This window comes from Chryseobacterium mucoviscidosis (assembly GCF_002177115.1).
Lineage (GTDB): Bacteria > Bacteroidota > Bacteroidia > Flavobacteriales > Weeksellaceae > Chryseobacterium > Chryseobacterium mucoviscidosis.
Map to the genome: position 1 here is coordinate 106154 of NZ_MVAG01000122.1, position 25443 is coordinate 131596.

Annotated in this window: 25 protein-coding genes; 11 read left to right on the top strand and 14 right to left on the bottom strand. The window is 36.2% G+C overall.

The annotated features are described in order from the left end of the window. Positions 1-318 precede the first annotated feature (318 nt). The 8 genes from B0E34_RS12350 to B0E34_RS12380 form a co-directional block, all read right to left on the bottom strand. Entirely contained in the window at positions 319-1059 is a 741-nt protein-coding gene (locus tag B0E34_RS12350; protein WP_087709853.1) for a DUF6261 family protein, read from the bottom strand. 113 nt (positions 1060-1172) lie between these two features. Then, a complete protein-coding gene (locus B0E34_RS21120; RefSeq protein WP_123956623.1) occupies positions 1173-1403 on the bottom strand; it encodes a hypothetical protein in 231 nt (76 codons plus the stop codon). Positions 1404-2244: 841 nt separating this feature from the next. After that, complete coding sequence (locus tag B0E34_RS12355; RefSeq protein WP_087709855.1) at positions 2245-3600, bottom strand: M28 family peptidase; 1356 nt, start codon at positions 3598-3600, stop codon at positions 2245-2247. Beyond that, positions 3601-5007, bottom strand: a complete 1407-nt coding sequence (locus B0E34_RS12360) for a M20/M25/M40 family metallo-hydrolase (RefSeq protein ID WP_087709857.1) — start codon at positions 5005-5007, stop codon at positions 3601-3603. It abuts the gene before it with no gap. A gap of 281 nt (positions 5008-5288) precedes the next feature. After that, on the bottom strand, positions 5289-6533 hold the full coding sequence (locus tag B0E34_RS12365; protein WP_087709859.1) for a DUF1015 domain-containing protein: 1245 nt from the start codon (positions 6531-6533) through the stop codon (positions 5289-5291). A 3-nt stretch (positions 6534-6536) separates the two neighbouring features. Continuing rightward, the gene (locus B0E34_RS12370; protein ID WP_087709861.1) at positions 6537-7499 is read right to left on the bottom strand and encodes a D-2-hydroxyacid dehydrogenase; all 963 of its coding nucleotides are present in this window, start codon (positions 7497-7499) and stop codon (positions 6537-6539) included. A 114-nt stretch (positions 7500-7613) separates the two neighbouring features. Then, positions 7614-8678 (bottom strand): 3-phosphoserine/phosphohydroxythreonine transaminase, encoded by a 1065-nt coding sequence (gene serC / locus B0E34_RS12375; RefSeq protein ID WP_087709863.1) that lies wholly within the window; start codon positions 8676-8678, stop codon positions 7614-7616. 124 nt (positions 8679-8802) lie between these two features. Next, complete coding sequence (locus B0E34_RS12380; protein WP_034682968.1) at positions 8803-9153, bottom strand: 4Fe-4S binding protein; 351 nt, start codon at positions 9151-9153, stop codon at positions 8803-8805. Positions 9154-9212: 59 nt separating this feature from the next. On the opposite strand from B0E34_RS12380, the gene B0E34_RS12385 reads away from it, so the two are divergent. The 4 genes from B0E34_RS12385 to B0E34_RS12400 all read left to right on the top strand — a co-directional run bounded on the left by B0E34_RS12385 (position 9213) and on the right by B0E34_RS12400 (position 11980). Then, complete coding sequence (locus B0E34_RS12385; RefSeq protein WP_087709865.1) at positions 9213-10247, top strand: acyl-CoA reductase; 1035 nt, start codon at positions 9213-9215, stop codon at positions 10245-10247. Between the two features lie 35 nt (positions 10248-10282). Beyond that, positions 10283-10729: a hypothetical protein gene (locus tag B0E34_RS12390; protein ID WP_076390404.1), complete on the top strand. Its 447-nt coding sequence runs from the start codon at positions 10283-10285 to the stop codon at positions 10727-10729. A gap of 67 nt (positions 10730-10796) precedes the next feature. Then, complete coding sequence (locus tag B0E34_RS12395; RefSeq protein ID WP_087709867.1) at positions 10797-11273, top strand: peptidylprolyl isomerase; 477 nt, start codon at positions 10797-10799, stop codon at positions 11271-11273. A gap of 20 nt (positions 11274-11293) precedes the next feature. Then, positions 11294-11980: a Bax inhibitor-1/YccA family protein gene (locus B0E34_RS12400; protein WP_087709869.1), complete on the top strand. Its 687-nt coding sequence runs from the start codon at positions 11294-11296 to the stop codon at positions 11978-11980. Positions 11981-12525: 545 nt separating this feature from the next. On the opposite strand, the gene B0E34_RS12405 is transcribed toward B0E34_RS12400, so the two are convergent. The 3 genes from B0E34_RS12405 to B0E34_RS12415 form a co-directional block, all read right to left on the bottom strand. Further along, entirely contained in the window at positions 12526-12774 is a 249-nt protein-coding gene (locus tag B0E34_RS12405; RefSeq protein ID WP_087709871.1) for a DUF6952 family protein, read from the bottom strand. Positions 12775-12776: 2 nt separating this feature from the next. Next, positions 12777-13082, bottom strand: coding sequence for a thioredoxin family protein (locus tag B0E34_RS12410; RefSeq protein WP_087709873.1), 306 nt, complete (start codon positions 13080-13082; stop codon positions 12777-12779). Between the two features lie 118 nt (positions 13083-13200). Beyond that, a complete protein-coding gene (locus B0E34_RS12415; RefSeq protein WP_087709874.1) occupies positions 13201-13833 on the bottom strand; it encodes a peroxiredoxin in 633 nt (210 codons plus the stop codon). 229 nt (positions 13834-14062) lie between these two features. On the opposite strand from B0E34_RS12415, the gene B0E34_RS12420 reads away from it, so the two are divergent. Next, positions 14063-14725: a GLPGLI family protein gene (locus B0E34_RS12420; protein ID WP_165762985.1), complete on the top strand. Its 663-nt coding sequence runs from the start codon at positions 14063-14065 to the stop codon at positions 14723-14725. A 186-nt stretch (positions 14726-14911) separates the two neighbouring features. On the opposite strand, the gene B0E34_RS12430 is transcribed toward B0E34_RS12420, so the two are convergent. Continuing rightward, on the bottom strand, positions 14912-15274 hold the full coding sequence (locus B0E34_RS12430; RefSeq protein ID WP_087709880.1) for a helix-turn-helix domain-containing protein: 363 nt from the start codon (positions 15272-15274) through the stop codon (positions 14912-14914). Positions 15275-15420: 146 nt separating this feature from the next. On the opposite strand from B0E34_RS12430, the gene B0E34_RS12435 reads away from it, so the two are divergent. Then, positions 15421-15633, top strand: coding sequence for a bacteriocin-like protein (locus tag B0E34_RS12435; RefSeq protein WP_087709882.1), 213 nt, complete (start codon positions 15421-15423; stop codon positions 15631-15633). Between the two features lie 58 nt (positions 15634-15691). Then, positions 15692-16510: a GLPGLI family protein gene (locus B0E34_RS12440; RefSeq protein WP_087709884.1), complete on the top strand. Its 819-nt coding sequence runs from the start codon at positions 15692-15694 to the stop codon at positions 16508-16510. Positions 16511-16541: 31 nt separating this feature from the next. Here the strand turns inward: B0E34_RS12440 and B0E34_RS12445 are convergent, their stop codons facing one another. Together B0E34_RS12445 and B0E34_RS12450 are read right to left on the bottom strand one after the other, a co-directional pair. Continuing rightward, on the bottom strand, positions 16542-19481 hold the full coding sequence (locus B0E34_RS12445; RefSeq protein ID WP_087709886.1) for a M16 family metallopeptidase: 2940 nt from the start codon (positions 19479-19481) through the stop codon (positions 16542-16544). Positions 19482-19537: 56 nt separating this feature from the next. After that, complete coding sequence (locus tag B0E34_RS12450; RefSeq protein WP_087709888.1) at positions 19538-20731, bottom strand: pyridoxal phosphate-dependent aminotransferase; 1194 nt, start codon at positions 20729-20731, stop codon at positions 19538-19540. 348 nt (positions 20732-21079) lie between these two features. Here B0E34_RS12450 and rsmG point away from each other — a divergent pair, with 348 nt between their 5' ends. From rsmG to B0E34_RS12470, 4 genes are all read left to right on the top strand, one after another. Beyond that, positions 21080-21715: a 16S rRNA (guanine(527)-N(7))-methyltransferase RsmG gene (gene rsmG / locus B0E34_RS12455; RefSeq protein WP_087709889.1), complete on the top strand. Its 636-nt coding sequence runs from the start codon at positions 21080-21082 to the stop codon at positions 21713-21715. Between the two features lie 61 nt (positions 21716-21776). Next, positions 21777-22184: a hypothetical protein gene (locus tag B0E34_RS12460; RefSeq protein ID WP_087709891.1), complete on the top strand. Its 408-nt coding sequence runs from the start codon at positions 21777-21779 to the stop codon at positions 22182-22184. A gap of 6 nt (positions 22185-22190) precedes the next feature. Further along, positions 22191-22727: a DUF922 domain-containing protein gene (locus tag B0E34_RS12465; RefSeq protein WP_087709893.1), complete on the top strand. Its 537-nt coding sequence runs from the start codon at positions 22191-22193 to the stop codon at positions 22725-22727. Then, the gene (locus B0E34_RS12470) at positions 22724-25417 is read left to right on the top strand and encodes a PD-(D/E)XK nuclease family protein (protein ID WP_087709895.1); all 2694 of its coding nucleotides are present in this window, start codon (positions 22724-22726) and stop codon (positions 25415-25417) included. The genes B0E34_RS12465 and B0E34_RS12470 overlap by 4 nt, the downstream gene beginning before the upstream one ends. Positions 25418-25443: the final 26 nt, after the last annotated feature.

Genomic DNA, 25443 nt, shown 5'->3' on the forward strand with positions numbered 1-25443 from the left:
ATTGTTTAGATCCTTTCAGGGTGACAAAAAAGCTGTAAATGTATAGGAGAGCACAAACAATTTTAAATTGAAAAAATCTGCGCAATCTGCAAAATCCGCGTGAGATCATTCAAAAAGATTCTTCTTTCCATCATGCTTCGCAAAATTTCAATCAGAATGACATAATTGTGTTAATGATGTTACCAAAGAAAATAACGAAACAATTTTCATTGTTTAAATATCGTAATAAGTATTCACGGTGTCACTATGAGCCTGTCGAAGAGTCTCTTCATCAGAATTTTAAACAAAAAAACCGCCCTTAAAAGAGCGGTTTTAAGATTAATCTGTTTTAGGATCATAATTCTTTTTTCCCTGTCTTCTTGCCAGAACAATATTGGCAAAATAATTCCTGCCGTTATTAATGATCGCCAGAACATTCTGATAAAAAATATCCTGCTTCACATCGGCTAACGTTGCGATGTAATTGCACATCTGTTTGTAATCTGTGGTCAGCGTCTGTCTCAGCATCTTGACATCATAGGTCTGTTTCTGGGAAGTCTTAAAAGAACGGTGCGAAAAAAGATCATTAAAATCCGTATTGGATTCTGCCAGATGATTGATGAATTTTACCAGCCCCAAAGCTGAAACCGCTGCGCTGTATTCTGAAGAAAGCAGCTTTTCCAGCATTGTATTCAGGCGGATGGTTTCTTCTTCGTAAGAATCGTCCTGCACATTTTTATACTGATCCAGAAGAATTTTTACGAAAGCATAGGCATTCTTTTCGGTTTCTGTTTTAGCGTTTCTGTACGGTTTTATGGCATCTCTCAGCGCCTGCATGTCGGCATCACGAATATCGTCCAGTTCAGCGATTTTTTTAGATTCTTCACTGGCACGTATCTGATCGAGTGCGCTGTTATACGTGGGAATCTGTGCCTGTATGGCATCGTACATTCTTTTAAAATCCGGGTCTGTTTCTGCATTCAGGGCAGAAGCTGCAAAATCTTCATAGAAACGGATGATAAGCTGCCCGAATTCGGCATGATGCAGTTTTGTGGCATCCATCGAAATTAGTTTTTTCATGTGCGTTATATTTTATTATTATATCTGCCACAGAGGATCAGGGTCTTACTGAGTCTGCGGATATTTTTTTTCTCTATCTTCAGAAATTTCCGACGGCAAACTGTAAGAGGTTCTTATCGTCGGAAATTCCGGCAGGGCAAACCACTATCAAAGTAAGCTTTCGGAGATCTCCGGCGGCGCAAACCAAAACAGTTTCGGGTCGTCGGAAATTCCGACGGAGAGAACCCGAAGAGGATGAGACTTTCGGAAGTTTCCGATAATGCAATCCTGAATTTTATGTTTTTTCTGTAAACTTTCCGGCAGCTTTTTTTATTCTCCTGTGCTGTTTTATTTTTTGTTGCCATGCTCTCTTTCAAAGAGTTTCATCAAAAATATAAAAATTCTTATAATGCCTGTACAAAACAGAGAACAGTTATTATTCTGTACATATATAGATTGATTTTTTTATGTATGTCATGCTGATAGCATTAAAACAAAATTTTCAATTGATCGTTGAGATCCTTTCAGGATGATAATGTAACGTTAAAGGTTTTACTAAAAACAATTCTTCATTGTTAAGATATTACAGTTAGTATTCGCAGTGTCACTCTGAGCCTGTCGAAGAGTCTCTGTCATCATTTAGTAAGATCGTATATTTTCAGATTCTTCCTTCGTCAGAATGACATAGGATTGTTAATCATTTTATATGTTAAAATAGCCTTTAACAATTACTCATTGCTAAGATAACATAGTTAGTATTCGCGGTGTCACTCTGAGCCTGTCGAAGAGCTCGTTTCTGAATGTTTTATTTATTGATCTCTGTTATTTTAATCATTGTTTAGATCCTTTCAGGATGACAAAAAAACTGTGAATACATTGAGAAAGTATAAACAATTTTAAATTGAAAAAAATCTGCGTAATCTGCACAATCTGCGAGAAACAAAAAATAAAATAATTTTCAAAACAATTGAAGGTTGATTTATTTACAGTATGTCATGCTGAAAGCATCTAAACAAAGTTTTTAATGTATTGTTGAAATTCTTTCAGGATGACAATGTATCGTTAAAGGTTTTACTAAAAACAATCTTTCATTGTTTAAATAACAGAGTTAGCATTCGCGTTGTCACTCTGAGCCTGTCGAAGAGTCTCTTCATCAGAATTTTAAACAAAAAAACCGCCCTTAAAAGAGCGGTTGTGTATGATATTTTACCAGTTCTTATCAATCATGTAGATAATCTGCGTCAGAGTACTCGCACCAAGCAGAAGTTCCCTTCGGTTTACCTTTTCAAAAGTATCTTCTTCCGTGTGGTGGATGTCGAAATACCGCTGAGAATCGGGAACCAGTTCCGCGGTCGGAATTCCTAAATCGTGAAGCGGATAAAGATCTGTTCCGGAATACGTATTTTTAAAATCATAAACTCCGTAAGGTAAAAACAGGTGTGCCCAACTCTGGATCTGCTTTCTTTTTTCGTTATCCATATCAAGGGAAATTCCTCTTGGGGTAAATCCTCCGGCATCCGTTTCTATGGCAAAAAGATGCTTTTCGTTGTTTTCTTTCACCGTTTTACCGTACATAACGCCACCTTTTACGCCGTTTTCTTCATTGGCAAAACAAACGACACGGATGGTGTGATTATTTTGGATGCCTAAATTTTTAAAAGTCCTCAGAACTTCAATGCTCTGCACGATTCCCGAACCGTCGTCATGAGCGCCTTCACCCACGTCCCACGAATCCAGATGTCCGCCGACAACAATTACGCTTTTATCTTTCTTTCCGGTAATTTCTCCGATCACGGAGTGGGAGAGCTTTTCGCCCTTCATGCCGCAGTTGGAGTTGAGCTTAGCGGTAATTTTCTGTGATTTTAAAAGTTCTGCCAGTTCATCTGCTGTCGTGCTTCCAACCGCAACGGCAGGAATTTTTTTATCATCCTGATAGCGCATGGAACCTGTATGCGGAACATCATCAAAGGCAGAGGAAAGAGATCGGATGATCGCAAATTTCCCACCTTTTTTAGCTGTTAATGATGCGGCAGTAGATCTGTATTTTGCAGCATCACCGTATCCTCTGAAAGTTTCTATATACGTCTGGCTGAAAGGATAATTGAAGAACACGATCTTATCTTTTACCTGTTCCGGCGAAAGTTTATCGTATTCTTCCATGGATCTTACCATAATAATTTCTCCTGAAACATCTTTTCCTCCTGTTCCTTCAGAATTTCCCAGAGAAAGCATTTTTAAGCTTTTCCATTTTCCGCCGGAGGTTTTGATCTGTAAAGATTCTTTTCCGCGAACCCACACCGGAACCATTACTTCCTGAAGCCAGACTTTATCGGCTCCTGCATCACGAAGCTTTTGTTCTGCCCATGTTACGGCTTTTTCGTAGGATGCTGAACCGCTGAGACGATGACCGATATTTTTGGTTAATTCTCTCAGCTCGTTGTATGCTTTTCCTTTGTTTAATATTTCCGTAGAAATTTTTGCAAACTGTATGGAGTCTTCTTTTGCCTGACCAAAAACCGTCAAGCCCAGAAGTGTTAAAGTTGTTCCTAATATCTTTTTCATTTACCAGTTTTTATCAATCATAAAAATCATTTGCGTCATCGCCACCGCACCGAGAAGAAGCTCTCTTTTGTTCACCTTATCAAAAGTATCCTGTTCGGAATGATGATAATCGAAATATCTTTGCGTGTCTACCACAAGCTCAGCCAAAGGAATATCCATTTTCTTTAAAGGAGAAATATCCTGAATGGCTTCTGTCTGATCAAAATCGTAAACGCCGTAAGGAAGGAAATAATTTTTCCATTCGAAGATCTGTTTCCTTCTCTGCGGAGACATATCCAGAGAAAATCCTCTCGGAGAATAGCCTCCTGCATCGGTTCCCAGTGCAAAGATGTGCTTTTCATCTTTCTTCTTCACGTACGCTGCATACATTTCGCGTCCCTGTCCGCCATTTTCACTGTTTGCGTAGAAAACAACGCGTATCGTATGGTTATTTTCAAGACCTAAAGCTTTGAATGTTCTTAAAACTTCAATACACTGTGCGACTCCGGTTCCGTCATCAATTGCTCCTTCTCCGAAATCCCATGAGTCGAGCTGCGCACCCAAAACAATTACCTTAGAATCTTTTTTACCCTGAATTTCAGCAATGATATTCGGATTGGTGGTGTCGCCTTTGGATTGGGCAGTCATATTCAGTTTAGCGGTAACTTTCTGGTTTTTTAATAATCTTTCCAGTTCATCAGCAGATTTTACTCCGATGGATAAAGCGGGAATTCTTATTTTATCATCCGGTTCGTAATACACCATTTTTGCGTGTGGTGTATCGTCTGAAGCCGTGGTTAATGATCTTATAATTAATGCTTTCGCTCCGGTTTTAGCAATAACGGAAGCGGAAATAAGTTTGGATTTTGCAGTGATTAAATAAGAATCGCTGGTATTGATGATCTTCGGATCCATCGGAAGATTCACGAAAACGATTTTATCTTTCAGTTGTCCCACCGACATGGCGTTAAGCTCTGAGGTAGAATTGATGAGTACAATTTCACCGGTAAGATCTTTTCCGCCCGTTCCTTCAGAATTTCCGAAAGAAAGCATTCTGATGTTCTTCCAGTCTCCATTGGCGGTTTTTATCTGCAGAGATTCTTTTCCTCTGATCCAGACCGGAGCTTTGGCTTCCATTCTCCAGATCATATCGATCCCGATTTCTTTAAGCTTCTTTTCTGCCCAGTCTACCGCTTTCATGTAACCCGGCGTTGCGCTGAAACGCGGACCGATGCCTTTGGTAAGCTGCCCCAGATTTTCGTATGCGGTTCCGTTGGTCATGATCTCATCGGAAATCTTTTTAAATTCATCGTGGTAATTGAATTTTTCGCCGACAGCAGTTTTCTTAACCGGCTTTTTAAGAGGTTTTTTTTGAGAAAATAAAAATCCACCCAAAAAGAGTGGAATGATAATGAATATTTTTTTCATTTTTTATTTACCTTTTCTTTTCCGCAGATAAAAGTAGGGAAAAAATAGTAATATAATCTAAATTCGGATTAAGAAACCGGCAGTTAATTATTTTTAACGCAATGGACACGAGGATTTTTTAGGTATACCTTTGATTATCCGTTCGCAAGGGCGTGTAACTCAGCAAAGGCGTCATTTGCTGAACGAAGTGCCTTTGCGAACGGAATATATTTCAAAATTTTAAATACCTCTTTGCAATCTTAGCGTTAATCGAAAGAATTATATTGAATAAAGTTAACTGATTAAGGTTTCATATCGTACATTAATAACGCAGTAACCAATTTAGGCTCAATGAATGTACATTTCGGAGGCATGCTGAGTTTCAGGTCTGAAATTTTAATCATATCATTAAAACTTACAGGGTAGATTCCGAATCCCGCTTTTCCTTCTCCGTTGTCTACTTTTTCTTTAAGATGATTGATCCCCTCAATATTGGAAGTTCCTTTTACGTAAGAAATTTTCTCCGAGCTGTCCGGATCTTCAATTTTTAAAATATCTTTAAAGATGTATTTGTCTAAAAGATGATGATCCAGATTATCCAGAGACATTTCCTGAGAACGAAGGTCGTGCTTTACGTGAAGGGAGTAAAATTTACCGTCCATATACATCGAAATGTGGAATTTCTGGGAAGGAAAATATGCCGTTTCTCCTTTTTCGTGGATCAGGAAATATTTTTCCAGTTCCTTTAAAAATTCTTCGTTCGAAAGACCGTTAAGATCGGTTAAGATTCTGTTGTAATCGTGGATTTTAATCGACTGGTTGGAAACGATAAAGCTGTACACGAAATTGTAATGTTCCGTCCCGTTATGTCTTTTGTTTTTTTCTTTCTGATGTTTGGCGTTCAGCGCAGTGGAACCAATTCTGTGGTGTCCGTCTGCAATGTAAAAAGAATCGATCTGATCGATCACTTCCTTAAACTGCTGCAATTTTAAACGGTTATCGATTCTCCAGATTTTATGTCGGATTCCTCTGGTATCCACATGATTGAAGATCGGAACGTTTTTCTCCTCATGGTTCATCAACAGTTCGATCTTCGAATTTGCAGGATAGGTAAGAAGTACAGGTTCTGCCTGAAGATTCACTTTTTCAAGATAATGAGCCAGTTTTTCTTTTTTCTGGGGAATGGTACTTTCGTGTCTCTTGATTTTTCCGTTCCAGAAATCTTCGATGCTCGCTAAACCGAGAAGCCCTCTGAAAACCTGTTTGTTGGGATAAATCTGTTCATAAAGATAGTACGCAGAATTGTCCTGAACGAGTTTTTTCTCTTCCATCAATTCTTCAAAAGTCGACCGGATCTTCCTTAAATTCCTGTCGATATCTTTGGATTTACTTACGACATAAGGCTTTATCATGTTGATGTAAGTGTCTTCCACCTGAGCTTTTTCCGCGATCTCTTCCTGCGTAAAATTGTCCAGAGGATGAGTAGGGAAGGTGCTCTCATAGTCTTTATGAGGTCTTATTCCACGAAAAGGTTTAAAAATAGGCATATTTTAGTTTATAGTTTCTTTAATCTTAATAATCTGTTCTGCAAGCTCGAGTCCGATTTTTTCCTGTGCATCCACAGTATTTCCGCCTACGTGCGGAGAAAGGGAAAGCGAAGGATTCATTAGCAAAAGCACTTCCGGAGTGGGTTCTTTTTCAAAAACATCCAGTGCGGCTCCGGCAACTTTTCCGGATTCGATGAAGTCTATCAGGGAAACTTCATTCATCACACCTCCTCTTGCAGTATTTACAATGTAGACTCCGTCTTTCATTTTTTCAAATTGTGGCGTGTCTATGATATATTCGTTTGTTTTCGGCGTATTGAGACTGATGAAGTCTGTATCTTTTAAGAATTCATCCATATCGTTGGTGGAAGTAATTTCGAAATTAACAGACTGTCCGTCGAAAAATTCCAGTGAAAGGACTTTGGTTTTAGGCTTTCTGGTAAGAACTTTCACTTTCATACCCAGAGAGATTCCCATTTTTACAACTTCCTGTCCGATACTTCCAAAGCCGATAACCCCCAATGTTTTTCCTGAAAGTTCGTATGCTTTCGAGAAGGATTTTTTCATGGCGTTGAAGTGGGTTTCTCCTTCCAAAGGCATTAACCTGTTGGATTCATGAAGAAACCTTGCCAGTGAAAAGAAATGTGCAAACACCAATTCTGCAACCGATTTTGAGGATGCAGTCGGCGTATTGATGATGTAGATTCCTTTATCAATAGCGTATTCAACGTCGATATTATCCATTCCGATTCCGCCTCTTCCGATAATTTTAAGATTAGGACAGGCATCAATGAGATCCTGTCTTACTTTGGTAGCGCTTCTTACCAAAAGAACATCTACGTTATTCTCGTTGATGAAATTAATGACGTGATCCTGTGCAACTCTGTTGTCCAGAACTTCTATTCCGGCATCTTTAAGTGCCTGTTCTCCTGCTTTCGAAATTCCGTCGTTGGCTAAAACTTTCATGGTTTTATTTTGACTTAAATATTTAATGGTTCAAAATTTAAACAGTCTCGCAAATTAAGAAAATTTAAAATAACATTAAATATTTGTTAAGTGTTTGAATTTTAGTTATTTAAATTATTTTGTGGATTTCATAACATCTACTAAAACCTGTACGCTTTCAATCGGTAAAGCATTGTACAAACTTGCTCTGTAACCTCCCAGACTTCTGTGTCCGTTCAGTCCGCTGATTCCCGCAGCTTTCCATGCCGCATCAAATTCTTCTTTTTTGCTTTCGTCTGTAATTTTGAAAGATACATTCATTAAAGAACGGTCTTCTTTTACGCAGAATGTTTCAAATAGAGGATTGCTGTCGATCTCATCGTATAGCAGTTTTGCTTTTGCTTCGTTTCTGGCTTCTGCGGCGGCAATTCCACCATTGTTTTCCAGATGCTGTAACGTTAACAGAGAAGCATAAACAGGGAAAACCGGCGGTGTGTTGTACATGGATTCTTTAGAAATATGCTGAGCATAATCCAGAATAGAGAACATATTTTCTCTTCCTGTTTTTCCTAAAATTTCTTTTTTAATGACCACCAAAGTTACTCCTGCAGGTCCCATATTTTTCTGAGCTCCCGCGTAGATTAAATCAAATTTTGAAAAATCTAATTGTCTTGAGAAAATATCAGAACTCATGTCGCAAACCATTAAAGTATCTGCTTCAGGGAAAGATTTCATCTGAGTTCCGTAGATGGTGTTATTGGAAGTGCAGTGGAAATAATCATATTCTGAACCTACGGTGTAATCTTTCGGAATAAAAGAATAATTTTCTTCTTTTGAAGAACCTACAACGTCTACGGTTCCTACTTTTTTAGCTTCTTTAATAGCTCCTGCAGCCCATGTTCCGGTATCCAGATAAGCTGCTTTTCCGCCTACTTTCATCAGGTTGTAAGGAACCATGGCAAACTGCAGGCTTGCACCGCCTCCTAAATATAGAACTTCGTAATCATCTCCTAAATTCATCAGTCTTTTTACGATAGCGCGTGCTTCATCCATTACCGCTACGAAATCTTTGCTTCTGTGCGAAATTTCAAGCAGGGAAAGTCCGATTCCGTTGAAATCTAAAACCGCCTGTGCAGATTTTTCGAAAACTTCCTGTGGTAAAATACATGGTCCTGCGCTAAAGTTGTGCTTTTTGCTCATATTATTATTTTTTGGGATTTCCTGTAAAAATTTCTTCTTACAGCTTCATTTATAGTTTCTTATTGAATTATTCTGAGTTTTTGTATATAAAAAACCGCCTCATGATTGATGAGACGGCAGTTTTTTATTCTCCGTGTAAGAATGCTTTCTTATTAAGCAGTGCTTCTTCAGATTCTACATGATCTTCATCCGGAACACAGCAGTCTACCGGACAAACGGCTGCACACTGTGGCTCCTCATGGAATCCTTTACATTCCGTACATTTATCTGTTACAATGAAATAAACATCATCACTTACAGGTTCCTGCGGCGCATCTGCATCCACTGTAAGACCTGATGGTAATGTTACGGTACCTTTTAGTTCTGTACCTTCTGAAGCTTTCCAGTCTACTGCTCCTTCATAAATTGCATTGTTTGGACATTCCGGTTCACAGGCTCCGCAGTTAATGCATTCATCAGTTATTTTAATAGCCATCGCTAATTTTTTTTAAATTTGCACAAAATTACAAAATATTCCCCAATTTTAAAGCAATTATGAATACCGAAAATCAAGTTTTAGGACTTACGAGACTAAGCCAATATATAAAAGACTTTTTAAACAAAAATCAGGAGGATTATAATGATAACGATTCTGACTTTGAATTGTTGTTAAAACGATCTGAAATTGAAAATCCGTGGTTTACCATTGAAAACCAGAAGTTTGCTTTGAAACAGTGGACGGATCTTCTGACGGAAGAAAATATTGCCGACTGGCTGAAAGAATATAAGATTTCAAAAACTACGAAAAGAGTAGGGCTTATTCTTGCAGGAAATATTCCTTTGGTAGGTTTTCACGATGTAATTTCTGTGGTGCTGAGCAATCATATTCCGGTGATCAAACTTTCTTCAAAAGATAAATACATGATTCCGTTTTTATTAAAAAAGTGGAATGAATTTTCGGAAGGAAATGTGTCGTTTGAATTTGTAGAAAGACTGGAGAATTTTGATGCGGTAATTGCAACAGGAAGCAACAATACGGCAAGATATCTTGAGTATTACTTTAAAAACCACCTGAATATCATCAGAAAAAACAGAACTTCCATTGCTGTTTTAAAAGGGGATGAAACGGAAGAGGAGCTTAAACTTCTGGCGGAAGATATTTTCCGTTATTTCGGTTTGGGATGCAGAAATGTAACCCGGCTTTTTATTCCTCAGGATTTTGTTATCGACAGATTATTTGAAAGTTTTCTGGATTTTCAGGAGATCATCAATCATAATAAATATGCCAATAATTATGATTACAACAGGGCGGTTTATCTTTTAAATCAGGATAAATTCTGGGATAATAATTTTGTGATGCTGAAGGAGGATGAGAAGTTGTTTAGTCCGCTTTCCGTGATCAATTTCAGCAGATATTCTTCTCTGGATGAAGTGAAAAGTTTTATCGCGGAAAACGAAGAAAACATTCAGTGTGTGGTGGCGAAAGATGAGCTTGGTTTGGATTCCACTAAATTAGGAGAAGCCCAAAATCCGGGGTTGAATACGTATGCGGATAATGTAGATACGATGAAATTTTTATCCGTAATATAATTCTTTGTATCTTGCTGTCAGCAAATCATTTTATTATGAAAAAAATACTTCTGATTGTTGCGGCTTTGGCTTTTCAGGCGGGTTTTTCGCAGGAAAGCAAAATTAAAGTTGTTGAAAGCAAGAAAATAGAGCTTACTTCGGAATTGAGTAAAGATAAAATCGACTTTTATCATCCGTATTTTCTGAAATTTGTTGATGCATTAAAAAGATCGGATAAAGAAGCCGTCAATACTCTGATTTCAGATAAAGTGAAAAGTATTGTTTCAGACAATGTCATTCAGAAATTATCGGGCGGAATAAGCTTCGAACGTACATTTGAAGTGTATAAATCCGGCTACCAGAAACTGCTGGATAACGAAACTTATCCAACGATTCAGTATAAATATAAAGACGATACGCTTTCTCCTCCCAGAGATCTGGTTACTGTGGTTTTTGAAAATGACGGTAAAATCTTAGGAGTAATGCCGGATTACAGCAGGTAATTTATAAGTGATAAGCAATACAGAATCGCGTATTCCGTTTATTGTTTATTGAAACAGTTTAAGCATAATGAAAAAAATACTTTTAGTTCTTTCCGTTCTGTCGGCGCCGTTTTTTCTTTCACAAAAGACAAAAAATGTGAAACCGGAAACAAAAAAGAACACGAACACAAATGTAGCCACCGATGTAAAACCCTCTTTAAGTCTTACCAAAGAGGAGATTGAACTCTACAACGGAAAATTTCTGAAATTTATCGCAGCCCTGAAGATTTCTGACCGAAAAGCCATGGATGAACTTTTATCTGAAAAAGCTAAAAAGATGGTAACAGATGTTGTTTACCAGAAGCTTGCCGCAGATATTAAGACTGACAAAACTTTTCAGATTATCAAAGCCGGTTACAAGCCTTTGATCGACGGAAGCAGCCTGCCAATGATTCAGTATAAATATTCTGATGATAAAGCCGCTGAACCCAAAGAGGTAATTACGGCAGTTTTTGAAACAGACGGAAAGATTATGGGAATTAAACCGTATAAGATGATGAAATAATTAATTAAAAAATAAAAACTATGATGACAGATGTTTTAGTGGCACATGCCAAAGAAGTTGAAAAGGCAGAATTTTATAAAAAAACGTATTTGCACGTTGCTTTGGCGATTCTTGCTTTTATTGGAGTGGAAACCGTATTGTTAAAAACCGTTCCGCCTGAAGTTATTGGGTTAATGTTTGGTGGAAGATATGTCTGGTTATTAATTATCGGAGTATTTTGGCTGGCTTCTGTATTGGCGAATAAATGGTCTCTTTCGCAAAGCAGATCAGTCCAGTATATGGGATTGGGATTTTATATTTTGCTTGAAGCGTTAATTTTTATGCCGATGATCTACATTGCAGTAGCGAATGTTGGCGGATCAATCATTTATCAGGCAGCAATGTTAACCATCGCGATGTTTGCAGGGATTTCTTTTGTAGCGTTTACTTCGAAAAGAGATTTTTCTTTCCTTAGAAATATTATTGTAATCGGAGGATTTATTTCTCTGGGATTAATCGTTGGCGGAATGATTTTCGGCTTCGATCTTGGACTTTGGTTTTCGGTAGGAATGGTAATTCTGGCTTCTGCAACGACTTTGTATCAGACAAGCAAACTGAAAGATTCTTACACAACAGATCAGTATGTTGGAGCTTCTTTACAGCTTTTTGCTTCTATTATGCTTTTGTTCTGGTATATTTTGAGAATTTTAATGAGTAGAAGAAGCTAATTCAATAATAGAAATTTTATAAACCCAAAAAATCCTGATGTCTTTTCATCGGGATTTTATTTTTGGTTTGATCTAAACACAAACGGCACTAATTTGAGCACTAATGACACTGTTTTTAAAAATATTTGTGCTTATTCGTGAAAACACATTTGTGAAATTCGTGTTTGAACTAAAACACAAACGGCACTAATTTTATCGCAAATGCCACAATTTTTAAAAATATTCGTGAAAGAATATTTGTGAATTTCGTGTTTAAATGAAAACACAAATGGCACTAATTTCGTCACAAATGACACAGTTTTTAAAAGAATTCGTGCTTATTCGTGAAAACACATTTGTGAAATTCGTGTTTGAACTAAAACACAAACGGCACTAATTTTATCGCAAATGCCACAATTTTTAAAAATATTAGTGGAAGAATATTTGTGAAATTCGTGTTTGAACTAAAACACAAACGGCACTAATTTGAGCACTAATGACACAGTTTTTAAAAGAATTCGTGCTTATTCGTGAAAACACATTTGTGAAATTAGTGTTTAAAAAAACTATCTGTCAATCGATCCTAAAACCTTCTGAGCAAAAGAATTTAAAGCATCTTTCTCGCTCATTCCGTTTTGTACGTTGGCGTGAACTTCCAGAGCTCCGCAGATATTCGTAATTAATTCTCCTGCAACGTTCATATCTTCTTCGGTAGTTCCTCGGAATTCTGTAAAGCTTTCTAAAACTTCTAAAGTTTTTTCAAGATTTTCAGGAGTCTGGTTCTGATAAAACTGTCTGATGATCGGTAACTTCATGATTACAATTCGTTGAATAAATTAATTAAACTTTCTGCCTGATTAGATTGCACCTGATTCACCAACTCACCATTTCTGAAGATTGCAAAAGTCGGAAGATTATCCACTGTTGCTAATTTTCTGCTTTCCGGTAATTTTTCTGCATCTACATAAAGAAAAGGAATATTTTCGTTTTCCGATGCCAGTTTTTTGAATTTCGGCTTCATGATTCTGCAGTTTCCGCACCATGTTGCACCGTATTGTACTACAACCTTTTCATTTTCGCTTACAATATTCTGAAGCGTATCTTCTGTTAATTCTGTATACATAATTTTAATTTGAAAATTTATTAATTTGAAAATGCTGAAAAATAGAAAATGAGATAATTCTTAAATAATCAATGTGATCAATTTTCAAATTATCTCATTTTCAAATTAGCACATTATCTTAGTTTTTCGCTAAATACTCTGCCGTAGAAGTTCTGTCTGCTTTCATCGCTTCTTTTCCTTCTTCCCAGTTTGCAGGGCAAACTTCACCGTGCTTCTGTACGTGCGTGTATGCGTCGATTAATCTTAAATATTCTTTTACGTTTCTGCCAAGAGGCATATCGTTTACAGACTCGTGGAAAATTTTCCCGGTCTCGTCGATAAGGTAAGTTGCTCTGTACGTAACGTTAGAACCTGTGAAAACTTCTTCACCTTCGTCATTGTATTCGAAATCCTGATCTACAATTCCTAAAATGTTAGCCAACTGTCTGTGAGTATCTGCTAAAAGTGGGTAAGTAACGCCTTCAATACCACCGTTTTCTTTTGAAACATTTAACCATGCGAAGTGTACTTCGTTGGTATCGCAAGAAGCACCGATTACTTTAGTGTTTCTTTTTTCAAATTCAGGTAAAGCTTCCTGAAAAGCGTGAAGCTCAGTCGGGCAAACAAAAGTGAAATCTTTCGGGTACCAGAATAAAAGAACTTTCTGTTGGTTTTCTGTAGCTTCCTGGAAGATGTTGATTCTAAGATCATCACCCATTTCAGACATTGCATCTACCGTTACATTCGGGAATTTTTTTCCTACTAAAGACATAATTTTCCTATTTTTTATTTTAAATTTTCAGGTGCAAATATAGAAATATTTCGTCTATCGAACAATTTGATTTTGATAAATAAAATCTATAATTATTTTTGATGTGATAGAAAGAAAAAAGCCTTTGAATATGATGTTTTCATCATTTAATCCTATTTTATGACAGATAAATTTTATTAAATCTTATTTTAGCTGTAAAATTTAGATAACCATGATTTTACAATTATTCATGAAAAAAGTATTTCTCATTCTGGGATGTATACTTTCAGCAATGATGCTGTCTCAAAAAATGACTTTTGTTTATGATCTTAAATTTAAGCCTAATCCCAATAAACCCGACCTTACTACCGAAACTTATTACTTGGATGTTTTTGAAAAGGAATCTGCTTTTCGTTGCGAGCGCGAAAGGGTTTCCGACTCCATGATACAAAGAACGGGACTTGGTTTAGGCAGAAGCCCGGTTTTTAATTCTCAGATTTATGTTGTGAAAAATCTTGAAACAGCCAATATCCAAAAGGTTATTTTCATGAGCTTTTTTAATGACAAATATTTCATAAATATAGATGAAAATCTGAACTGGAAAATCTTATCCGACAAAAAGAAAATAGAGGATTTTGAATGCCGGAAAGCAACGGTAGAGTACGGCGGAAGAAGCTGGATCGCATGGTTCACGCAAAGTATTCCTATTCCTGAAGGTCCGTATATTTTTAATGGGCTTCCCGGAATTATTGTCAACATTTCGGACGATCAGGAAAACTATAGTTTTAATTTAATAAAGATTAAAAAACTGGAAAAGGATAATCTGTTTTTCTCAAAGAAAGGAACGACGATAAGTTGGGAGATTTTCAGAAAATTCAATCCGATTATTATGCAGATCCTTTTGCAGAACTGAAAGCCAGAAACATAAAAATACAGTCCGGAGATGAAAAAGGAAATCTTCTTCCGACCGATCTTAATAAGATGACAAAACAGCTTAAAAAACAAATCAGAGAGAACAATAATCCTATTGAACTGAATCATAAAATTGATTATGAATGAAAAAAGACCTGAGTTTTTCAAGTCTTTTATTATATTTTTTTTAATTGGAATTATTGAGTTTATCTTTCAGTTCTTCAATTATTTTTTCATTGGCTTGATTTTTTTCAACCAGTTTTTTGAATTCTTCGAGAAAGTTTTCTGGGAAATTGTTTACTGTTCCAATCTGACCAACTTGTCCATGATTTTCATTTACATTATTAGTCATTCCAGCATCTAAAAAATATTCAAATTCCTTATCAAAAAGCTGACAAACTTTATCCATCAAAAGGAAATCTATTTTTTTAGAATTTCCGCTTTCGATGTTGTGTAAAGTTCCCTGCGAAATACCTAATTCAAAAGCCAGTTCAGTTTGTGAAAGATGTTTTTCTTCTCTTAAATTTTTAATCTTCGTTCCAATATTCATGTTTCAATTTAATTAGTTTTCTAATTGAAATAATTAATTTCTTAGTTGGTAAAGGTATAAAGAATTTTTCATATTCGTATCAGACAATTGATCCGGAAAAATTGTAGTGTAACAAAAATAATTTTTAATTTTTAAACTATCAAATTATGAAAAATTTAAAAAAACTTTCGAGAAATGAATTGAAGTCTGTAAGTGGAGCGAAACTCTATCCTGGAGGAACGGGAGGAGGTAATTGTGCAGACACGTGTACGCCAACAGGAGGTGGAACAGATGATGGGTGTAGTCAATATGGTCTTGTCTGTGGTTTCTTTCAATGCAATGGACAGTTGGTAAACAGATGTATGCCATTTGGAGGTTAAAGTAGAATTGGGGCATAAATTTTATGCCTCAGTTTTATAAGATTATTATATTTACTTTATGAAAAAAGATACAATTTTTAAAAGCCTGTTACTTTTTATTATACTTTTTAATAATTTCCATGGTCAGAATAAGTTATTTAAATATGATTTTGAATATAGACCCAACCCATTAAAAGACAGCACTATTTTAGAAAAAACTTTTTTAGATGTTAATGAAGGTAAATTATCTGTTTTTAGAATTGATCAGGATAGGAAAACTGATTCTCTTAAAGCATTGAATCTTTTGGGTTTTGGAAGGAAAATGAGGTTTGAAGATCAATTTTATATTGTTAAAAAATTATCTGAAAATGAAATTCAAAAAAGTATTCAAACAATCTATTCTGAGATATTTTCTATAAAGATAAATGAAAAGCTTGATTGGGAGATTTTACCCGAAAAAAATAAAATTGGAACTTTTGATGTTCAAAAAGCAAAAGTAAACTATGGTGGTAGAAACTGGACGGCATGGTTTACTACTGAAATTCCTATTCAAGATGGGCCTTATATTTTTAAAGGTTTGCCGGGATTGATTGTTAAAATTTCAGATGAGAAGAACGATTATATTTTTAGTTTGACTGAAATAAAAGATGGAAATGAGAAAGTTTATTACAGAAATAAAGGGTCTGAACTAACATGGGAGCAATTCAAAAAACTATCTGAAAATTACTACTCTGATCCTTTGGCTCGCATGAAATCTATGGGGCTTCCTTTAAGAGTTGATGATGGTAAAGGAAATGCAGTTGTTCCAGATATGAAAATTCAATCAGATAAGATGAAAAGAATAATAAGAGAAAATAATAATCCTATAGAACTTAATCACAAGATTGATTATCAATAAAAAAGCCCTGAATTTCAGGGCTTTTTCATTATTAATAACCAAAAATCTCAGTCAAATTCAGTTTCTTCACTTCACCGAGTTTCTGCATATCGGCTTCACTTACTTTATCCTGCGAAGCAACGAGACAGTAGGTGTAGCTTTTACCTTTCATTTCCTTGTCGTGGAAACTGTTGATGTCTGCAAACGTCAGTTTTGGAGCCTGTTCGTAAGTATTCTTTCGGATATCCGTATTATTTCCGAGCTTTTGGGCTCTCAGATACGTAAAGATAATTCCGTCCTGCGTAATTCTTTCGGAGGCAATCGTTTTCTTCAATCCGCTTTTTGCGGTTTCAAATAACTGATCAGATTTCGGAAGCGTTGTCAGAAGCTCATTCATCGCTGTGGTAGATTCATTGAATTTATCTGCCTGAGTTCCTACATAAGCCATGATCATATCTTTATCCTCTTTTTTGCCCGGAAGCGAGAAGTAAGAATAGGTAGAATAAGCCAAAGCTTTAGACTCCCTGATCGTCTGGAAAACTACAGAACCCATTCCGCCGCCGAAATAATTATTGAATAAATTTACAGTCGGAGTAATGCTTACATTGTAAGGATCGCTGTTTCTTACCCAGAAAATTTCTGCCTGAACCATATCGTAATGGGCAAACAATACTTTATTCTTATCCGTAGGAATCTGGGTAAATGTTTTAGACTTCGGCATATCTTTCAGCGAAGCCGGAACTTTATGGATCAGCGTTAAAGAAGAAGCAACTTCGTTGGCTGATTTCGGACCGTAATGAAGAATTTTATGCTTGAAGTTGAATAAATCATGCAATACATTCACTAAATCTTCTGCTTTTAAGGCATCCAGTTCGGCATCGCTTAACACATTATTAAATGGATTTTGAGGGCCGTATTGTGCATAGCTTCTCAATCCGCTCATGATGGAACCTTTATTCTGTTTCGCATTGGCTCTTGATTTTTTCAGCCTCACTTTATAAGAATCCAAAGCTTTCTGATCTGCTACACAGTTTTTAATTAAATCTTCAAACAGAGCCGCTGTCTTATCGAAATTTTCATTCAGACCTTCCAGTGTAACGTAGGTTTCTTCATTTCCTGCGCTTACATTGAAACTTGAAGCCAGTTTGTAAAATTCTTTACTGATGTCTTCCGAAGATTTATTTTTTGTTCCTAAATATTGCAGATATTCTGCTGCTAAAGGAAGAATTTTGTTATTCCATTTTCCGGCATCGAAATAATAATATAATCTGAAAAGATCATTATCCGTATTTTTTACAGAAAGTACATCCACAGATTTTACTTTGCTTTTGGCAATATCTTTTTCAAAATTCAGCCATACCGGAGAAATCGGAGCTTCCGGCATTTCGTCGATCTTTTTCAGGAACGGCGACTGGTCTTCTCTGTTTACGGAAACCGGAGTAATCGTAGGTTTGTCTACTTTTACGATGTTTTTGTCTTCTCCTTTTCTTTTGTAAACCGCAACATAATTATTATCTTTAAGATATTTAGATGCGAAATCCATAATATCTTTTTTAGTAAGCTTTGAAATTTCTTCAATATACTGAAGTTGGGTTTTATGGTCTACTTCGGAAGTGAATTCATCCATCAGAGATTCTGCTCTTGAGGTATATTTTTCATACTTCTGGATCACATTTTTCTTCTCATTATTCACGATCGACTGGATCAGATCATCAGAAAATTCTCCCTTTCTTAGCTTATCGATTTCCTGAAGCAATAAATTCTTCACATCATCCAAAGACTGTCCTTCCGTAGGATTTCCCTGTAACAAAAGCGCCGAATAATCTTTCAGAACATACGGAAACGCATAAGCACCCAGTAATTTCTGCTTTTTAACCAAATCAAGGTCAATTAATCCTGCTTGTCCGTTCGTAAGCATACTTCCGATGAAATTCAGCATTCTTGCATCCTTTGTAGTAGCACCCGGAAAACGGAATCCGATCATAATATTTTCAGGATTCGGTCCGTAAACTTCCCGGGTAATCGGAGCCATAATCGGACTTTCCTGTCCCGGATTGTATGCCGGAACCGGTTTGTTTTTCATGTAAGAAAAAGCTTTGTCGATCTTGGCAATCATTTCATCCGGATTAAAATCTCCCGACATGATGATCCCCATATTATTCGGAACGTAATAATTGTTATAGTATTCTCTGATCGCTTTTAGTGAAGGATTTTTCAGGTGTTCAATCGTTCCGATAGTCGTTTGCTTTCCGTAATTGTTATTCGGGAACATCGCGGCAAACATAGATTCCAGAACCTTTCTTCCGTCATTATCCAGACCTCTGTTTTTTTCTTCATAAACTGCTTCCAATTCTGTATGGAAAAGTCTTAAAATCGGCTGTCTGAAACGTTCTGCCTGTAATGCTAAAAATTTATCCGTTACATTCGCAGGAATATCTTCTGTGTAAACTGTCTGTTCGTATGAAGTAAAAGCGTTGGTTCCGTCCGCGCCCATTCCCGACATCATTTTGTCGTATTCGTTCGCAATAGCATATTTTGCTGCTTCTCCCGAAACTTTATCGATTTCTTTATAAATTTCCTTTCTCTTTGCTTCGTCAGTTGTAGAATTGTACTTTTCGTAAAGAGCATCAATCTGGTCAAGAAGCGGCTTTTCTTTTGCCCAGTCTTTAGATCCGAATTGATCAGTCCCTTTAAAAAGCATATGTTCCAGATAATGCGCCAAACCGGTATGATCTGCCGGATCGGTTTTGCTTCCCGCTTTCGTTGCAATATAAGTCTGGATTCTTGGATCTTTCTTCGTTGGGCTCAGAATAACGGTTAATCCGTTCTTCAGCGTGTAATATCTTGCTGAGGTAGGGTCGTTGGTTACATATTTATAGCTGTAGCCATTCGACTGTGCTTCTTTCCACTGGAAATCCTGTCCGTAAGCGTATCCGCAGTAACTTATTGCTGCAATACTGGTTACAATGGTGATTCTCTTTAAAAAATTCATGTTAATTGATGTTGGAATATGTTTGATTATTATTTAAAAAAATATTTAAATCACTCTTAGTTAAATTTATCCAGTAAATCTTTAATTCTTCTCATAGCTTCTTTTAAATCTTCCTCCGAAGCCGCATAAGAAAATCTGATGCATTCAGGACTTCCGAAAGAAACTCCGCCAACGCATCCTACATGAGCATTTTCAAGAAGGAACATCGCAAAATCATCAGAATCTTTAATTTCTGTTCCGTCTAGCGTTTTTCCGATGTAATGCGATACATCAGGGAAGAAATAAAACGCAGCTTTAGGCAAAACTACTTTAAAACCTGGGATTTCTTTAATTAAATCATAAACAAGATCCCTTCTTTTTTTGAAAGCATCAATCATATATTTATACTCCGAAGGATCGGTCTTTAAAGCGGTGATAGACGCTCTCTGAGCCATTGTGTTCGCTCCGCTCGTCATTTGTCCCTGAATTTTTTCACACGCTTTAGCCAGCCATTCCGGACACGCAGAATATCCGATTCTCCATCCTGTCATCGCAAACGCTTTAGACATCCCGTTAATAACGGCAGTCTGTTCGTAAACTTCAGGAAACTGAGCAATCGACGTTGTTTTCGTTTCGTAGTTGATGAATTCGTAGATTTCGTCTGAAATTACCGTTACATGAGGATATTTGGCAATCACTTTTGCCAGAGATTTCAGTTCATCATACGTGTAATATCCGCCAGAAGGGTTGCACGGTGAGCTGAACAGGATAGCCTTCGTCTTATCCGTAATGGCTTCTTCAAGCTGTTCCGCAGTGATTTTAAAATCCGTTACATATGAAGTCGGAAGCATCACAGAAACTCCGCCCATCATTTTTACCATTTCATCATAGCTTACCCAGTAAGGATTCGGAAGAATTACTTCATCTCCATCGTTAAGAAGAGCAGCCAGAACATTTAAAATTGCCTGTTTTGCACCGTTGGAAACGCAGATCTGCGTTGGTTTATATTCTAAACTATTATCTCGTTTTAATTTGTGAGCAATCGCTTCACGAAGTTCTAAAAATCCGGGAACAGGAGAGTAGTGACTGTAATTTTGGTTAATGGCATCAAAAGCAGCCTGTTTGATATTGTCCGGAACATCGAAATCGGGTTCCCCTAAAGTAAGGCTTATAACATCTATTCCGCTGGCTTTCATTTCTCTAGCCTTATTCGACATAACAAAAGTTTGTGAGTAACCAAGTCTTTGTACTCTATCTGAAAGTTTCTCCATGTAATTATTTCTATTTTAACAAATATAATAAAAAGTATTTCTTCAGAAATTAAAATACAGCCGGAGTAAGCTTTTTTTGTCTGCGTTGGCGTTTTATTACTTATTCAGTTAATTGTTTAAAGTAAAAATAGTTTTGCTCCTTCATGAACAGAATCTGTGTAGAAATAAGAATCAATCAGTCATCCATCAATCCCGGAAAACCGGATGAGAAAATTTCTAAATTACTGAAAAGAATCAACAATTATATCGAAAAAGAGGAGTAAAGAAATTTCTGAAAGGTAAATCTTGGTTTTGATAATTTGAATAAAGCTGATAAAAAACTTATTTTTGCTTTTTATAATAATTTACATGTCTACAACGTTACTACTAAAATACTTTCCGGATCTTACAGAAAATCAGATCGATCAGTTCAATAAACTGGAAGTTTTATACCACGAATGGAACGAAAAAATCAATGTGATCTCAAGAAAAGATATGGAATCTCTGTACGAAAAGCATATTTTACATTCTTTGGGAATTGCAAAAGTGATGGAATTTGCTCCCGGAACAAAAGTTTTGGATATTGGAACAGGCGGTGGTTTTCCCGGAATTCCTCTTGCAATTTTGTTTCCCGAAACGCATTTTACCCTGATTGATTCTATCGGAAAGAAAATAACGGTGGTAAATGCTGTTGCAGAAGGAGCCGGATTAAAAAATGTAACCGCAATCCACGGAAGAGCGGAAAAATTAAAGGAAAAATTCCATTTTGTAGTAAGCCGTGCCGTAACACAGATGCCGGAATTTTTAAGATGGCTGAAAGGTAAATTCGAGAAAGAGCAATTTAATACAAAGCATAATGGCGTTCTGTATCTGAAAGGAGGGGATCTTGCTGAAGAACTTGCCGGACTGAAATGTGAAATTTTCAGCCTGAAAAGTTATTTTGACGAAGAATTTTATGATACCAAAAAAGTAGTGTATCTTTCTAAAGGTAATTTTAATTCTTAATTTTACAGTATTAAGGAATAAATTTTGATGATTTTTTAATAATAATCTAAATTTTGTAACTATGAAAAAGTTTCTCCATTTTGGGTTTTCTGCATTAGTTTTAGGATTATTTTTTACATCTTGTAACAATGATGATGACTATAACACCATAGAATCTGTTGATAAAATTAAAATTGACAGTGTGAGGATTGTTAATGATACGATGGATGTTTTTTCGGTTCAGAGTATTAAGACTTATTCTACTTATCCATCTCATTGTCAGGGTTTTTATGGATATGATTATGTACATAATGATAACTTAACCAGAACTGTTACGGCATACAAATATATTACGAACGGACCGTGTACGGAAAAAGCGTATACTTCCGCTAATCAGATCAATTTCAGTCCGCAACAGATTGGTACGTATACTTTTAAATTCTGGAATGGCGGTAACAACTGGATCACCAAAACAATAGTAGTTCAATAAAAATAAATGAAAGGAGTTTTTTTAGCTTGTTTTCTGATTTCCAATATTCTATTCGGTCAGAAAATAAAGTGGGAAGAGGGAAAAAAATTGAATTGGAGCAATTTTAAAAGCAAAGTCAATAACCAGCGTGGAGAGAATGTCGTGGCATATACCAACTGTGGCTGGACGTATTCTTACGTAAAATCTTCCAATCCGAAAGCTCCGGTAAAAATTACGATTCAGACAATTTTTAACGAAAACCAATCGTGGAAAGACGTTAAAAGAATCAATGATTATGTGCTGCTTCATGAGCAGAAACATTTTGATGTTGCCGAAGTTTTTGCCCGCAAACTGAGAAAAGAAGTGGCGGAAAAGATTAAAAACGGAGCCGATTTCGATAAGTATTTTAAAACCATTTACAATACGATCCTTAAAGAATATCAGGATTTTCAGAAAACTTATGACGGCGAAACAAGGAACGGAATGGTAGAGGAAAAGCAGGCGGAATACAACCGTATTATTGCGGAACAACTGGAAAATTACAAAAACTATAAAACCTCTTGAAATTCCTCAATAAAATCATCAGTGAATTATTAAGCCAAAATTCCGATTTATCTGAATTTAACATCGTTCTGCCCGGAAAACGTCCCATTGTTTTCATCAGACGTATTCTTGAGGAAAATAATTACTCCGGATTTCTCCCGAATTTTTTTACGATTGAGGAACTGATTGATAAAATTGCCGACAAACAGCAGATTCAGGGAATTGCACTCTGGCTTTTCGCTTTTGATGTCTATAAAAGTCTGAATCTGATTCCCAATGACGATTTTGCAGAATTTCTGAAATGGTTTCCTACGTTACAGAAAGACTGGGACGATATCCTGAAATTCTCCGAAAGTGATGAAGCCGTTTTACAGTATATGTTTGATGAAGAGCGGATTAAAGAATGGGCGCAGGATTTGGGAGAAGACGATGAAGGACCGCGAAAAAAATTCCTTAATTTCTGGAAAAACATGAATGTCTTTCTTCCCGTTCTCAAGAAAAAACTGAAGGAGAAAAACTGGGCAACTTCCGGAATGATCAACGAAGCGGCAAAAGCAAAGATTGATGAGTTTGCCAAAAATACCGAAGAAAAATTTGTGTTCTGTGGCTTCAACGCCTTTACTCCGGCGGAAGAAAAGCTTGTAAGAAGTCTTCTGCAATGGGACAAAGGACAGTGCTTTTTTCAGGCAGATCATTATTATTTTGATGATGAAAGACAGGAAGCAGGAAAGTTTTTAAGAAACCATAAAACGTGGAAAGAATTTGATGATCACCGTCTTTTTCAATGGATTGAAGACGACTTTAATCAGCCTAAGAACATAAAAGTTTACGAAGTTTCAGGAAACATTACCCAGACGAAAATTTTACCGGAAATCTTCAAAGAAATAGAAAATAAAACCTATTCCGACACTGCGGTGGTTTTGCTGGATGAAAATCTGCTTCCTGCAAGTCTGGATGTAATGCACGGCGTTCCCAATCTGAATATAACAATGGGTTTTCCTCTGAAAAATCTTTCTTTTTCGAATGCCGTAAAACAGCTTTTTTATCTTCAGAAACAACTCGAGAAAAACAAATCGTCGTACTATTACCGCGATATTTTCCCGATTCTGGAAGAATTGCCGAAATCTGCTGAAGATGAATTGGTGATCAATAATTTTAAAGCAAAAATCGAAGAACGAAATATCGTTTACATTTCCAAAAAGCTTTTTCACGAATTGTTACATGAACTTTCGTACTATAATTTACTGAAAAAAGCAGACTCTACAACTGTTTATTTAGATTCTTTAATTGAATTCTGTAAGCAGATCAAATGGCTGGAAATTGATGATATTCAGTATGAAAACGTTTCCCATTTCGAAAATGCTTTCAGAATTATCAAAAATCAGTTGTCTCCTTATCAGTTTGAAATTAAAATGGAAACACTGGAAATTCTGATTAATCAGCATATTAATTCAGAAAGTATTGATTTTCAGGGGGAGCCTTTGAGAGGTTTGCAGATTATGGGACTTCTGGAAACCCGTCTCCTGAATTTCGAAAACGTGATTATGCTTTCTGTAAACGAAGGGAAATTACCGCTCGGAAATTCACAGAATACGTATATTCCTTTTGATATCAGAAGATTTTTTGATCTTCATACTTTTTTGGAAAACGACAGTATTTATGCCTATCATTTTTACAGATTGATTCAGGATTCTAAAAATGTACATTTATTGTTTAATGCCTTAAGTTCCGGAGTGAATACAGGAGAAAAAAGCCGTTTCATCACCCAGATCGAAATGGAAAGTTCTCACAATATCGAACATCTCATCATTGAAAATTCTTCCGAGCCGATTATTACGCAGCCTATCGAAATTTCAAAAACCGAAATTGTTCTTCAGCGGTTGGAAAAATGGAAGGAAAAAGTTTCGGCTTCTCACCTTACAAGTTATCTGTACAATCCGATTGATTTTTACCTTTCCAAGATTTTAAATACTTCTGAAAGTGATGAAATTGAAGAAGAACTGTCTGTAAAAAATTACGGAAATCTGGTGCATTATACCCTTCAAGAAATTTATGAAGTATTAAAAGGTAAAGTGTTAAAAGAAAACGATTTAAAAGAATCAGTTAAAGCAATAGATCAATACATAGAAGTGGCTATTGAAAAGCTGAAACATCAGCCGGAATTTTATGAAAAAGGAATGAATTTCATTCATAAAGCCATTGCTAAAAAAGTAATTGAAAATATTTTAAATCATGATTTGGAACTGGTAAAAAGCGGAAACGTACTGGAAATTTTAGACATCGAAAAACGTTTCGAAAATGTAGATTTTTATCTTGATGAAAAAGACAAAGTTTCTTTTTTCGGCTTCATCGACAGGATCGACCGGCTTAACGGAACGTTGAGAATTATTGATTATAAAACGGCAAAAATTAAAAATCTTATCGTAAAAATCGACGAATCCAATGTACACGAATATTTCCATAACAGCGACCGAAAACAAGCTTTGCAGTTGTGTATTTATCAGTATGTCGTGCAGAATCTTCCCGAGTTTTGGGGACTTCCGATTGAGACGGGAATCTGGAGTTTTGCGGAAGCTAAAAAAGGCGTTGTTTCTCTTCAATTTGAAAAAGGAGATATTGATGACGCCATGAAATCCATTAAAAGCCTGATTGAAGAAATTCTGAATCCGGATCTTGCATTTATTGAAAACATAAAACCTTATTCTGTATAAAAAGAGTGCATCTGAAACGGATGCAC

Bases quoted from the DNA above. Each gene is read 5' to 3' on its own strand.
- B0E34_RS12350 (WP_087709853.1), bottom strand. From the start codon at position 1,059: ATGAAAAAACTAATTTCGATGGATGCCACAAAACTGCATCATGCCGAA.
- B0E34_RS21120 (WP_123956623.1), bottom strand. From the start codon at position 1,403: ATGGCAACAAAAAATAAAACAGCACAGGAGAATAAAAAAAGCTGCCGG.
- B0E34_RS12355 (WP_087709855.1), bottom strand. From the start codon at position 3,600: ATGAAAAAGATATTAGGAACAACTTTAACACTTCTGGGCTTGACGGTT.
- B0E34_RS12360 (WP_087709857.1), bottom strand. From the start codon at position 5,007: ATGAAAAAAATATTCATTATCATTCCACTCTTTTTGGGTGGATTTTTA.
- B0E34_RS12365 (WP_087709859.1), bottom strand. From the start codon at position 6,533: ATGCCTATTTTTAAACCTTTTCGTGGAATAAGACCTCATAAAGACTAT.
- B0E34_RS12370 (WP_087709861.1), bottom strand. From the start codon at position 7,499: ATGAAAGTTTTAGCCAACGACGGAATTTCGAAAGCAGGAGAACAGGCA.
- serC (WP_087709863.1), bottom strand. From the start codon at position 8,678: ATGAGCAAAAAGCACAACTTTAGCGCAGGACCATGTATTTTACCACAG.
- B0E34_RS12380 (WP_034682968.1), bottom strand. From the start codon at position 9,153: ATGGCTATTAAAATAACTGATGAATGCATTAACTGCGGAGCCTGTGAA.
- B0E34_RS12385 (WP_087709865.1), top strand. From the start codon at position 9,213: ATGAATACCGAAAATCAAGTTTTAGGACTTACGAGACTAAGCCAATAT.
- B0E34_RS12390 (WP_076390404.1), top strand. From the start codon at position 10,283: ATGAAAAAAATACTTCTGATTGTTGCGGCTTTGGCTTTTCAGGCGGGT.
- B0E34_RS12395 (WP_087709867.1), top strand. From the start codon at position 10,797: ATGAAAAAAATACTTTTAGTTCTTTCCGTTCTGTCGGCGCCGTTTTTT.
- B0E34_RS12400 (WP_087709869.1), top strand. From the start codon at position 11,294: ATGATGACAGATGTTTTAGTGGCACATGCCAAAGAAGTTGAAAAGGCA.
- B0E34_RS12405 (WP_087709871.1), bottom strand. From the start codon at position 12,774: ATGAAGTTACCGATCATCAGACAGTTTTATCAGAACCAGACTCCTGAA.
- B0E34_RS12410 (WP_087709873.1), bottom strand. From the start codon at position 13,082: ATGTATACAGAATTAACAGAAGATACGCTTCAGAATATTGTAAGCGAA.
- B0E34_RS12415 (WP_087709874.1), bottom strand. From the start codon at position 13,833: ATGTCTTTAGTAGGAAAAAAATTCCCGAATGTAACGGTAGATGCAATG.
- B0E34_RS12420 (WP_165762985.1), top strand. From the start codon at position 14,063: ATGAAAAAAGTATTTCTCATTCTGGGATGTATACTTTCAGCAATGATG.
- B0E34_RS12430 (WP_087709880.1), bottom strand. From the start codon at position 15,274: ATGAATATTGGAACGAAGATTAAAAATTTAAGAGAAGAAAAACATCTT.
- B0E34_RS12435 (WP_087709882.1), top strand. From the start codon at position 15,421: ATGAAAAATTTAAAAAAACTTTCGAGAAATGAATTGAAGTCTGTAAGT.
- B0E34_RS12440 (WP_087709884.1), top strand. From the start codon at position 15,692: ATGAAAAAAGATACAATTTTTAAAAGCCTGTTACTTTTTATTATACTT.
- B0E34_RS12445 (WP_087709886.1), bottom strand. From the start codon at position 19,481: ATGAATTTTTTAAAGAGAATCACCATTGTAACCAGTATTGCAGCAATA.
- B0E34_RS12450 (WP_087709888.1), bottom strand. From the start codon at position 20,731: ATGGAGAAACTTTCAGATAGAGTACAAAGACTTGGTTACTCACAAACT.
- rsmG (WP_087709889.1), top strand. From the start codon at position 21,080: ATGTCTACAACGTTACTACTAAAATACTTTCCGGATCTTACAGAAAAT.
- B0E34_RS12460 (WP_087709891.1), top strand. From the start codon at position 21,777: ATGAAAAAGTTTCTCCATTTTGGGTTTTCTGCATTAGTTTTAGGATTA.
- B0E34_RS12465 (WP_087709893.1), top strand. From the start codon at position 22,191: ATGAAAGGAGTTTTTTTAGCTTGTTTTCTGATTTCCAATATTCTATTC.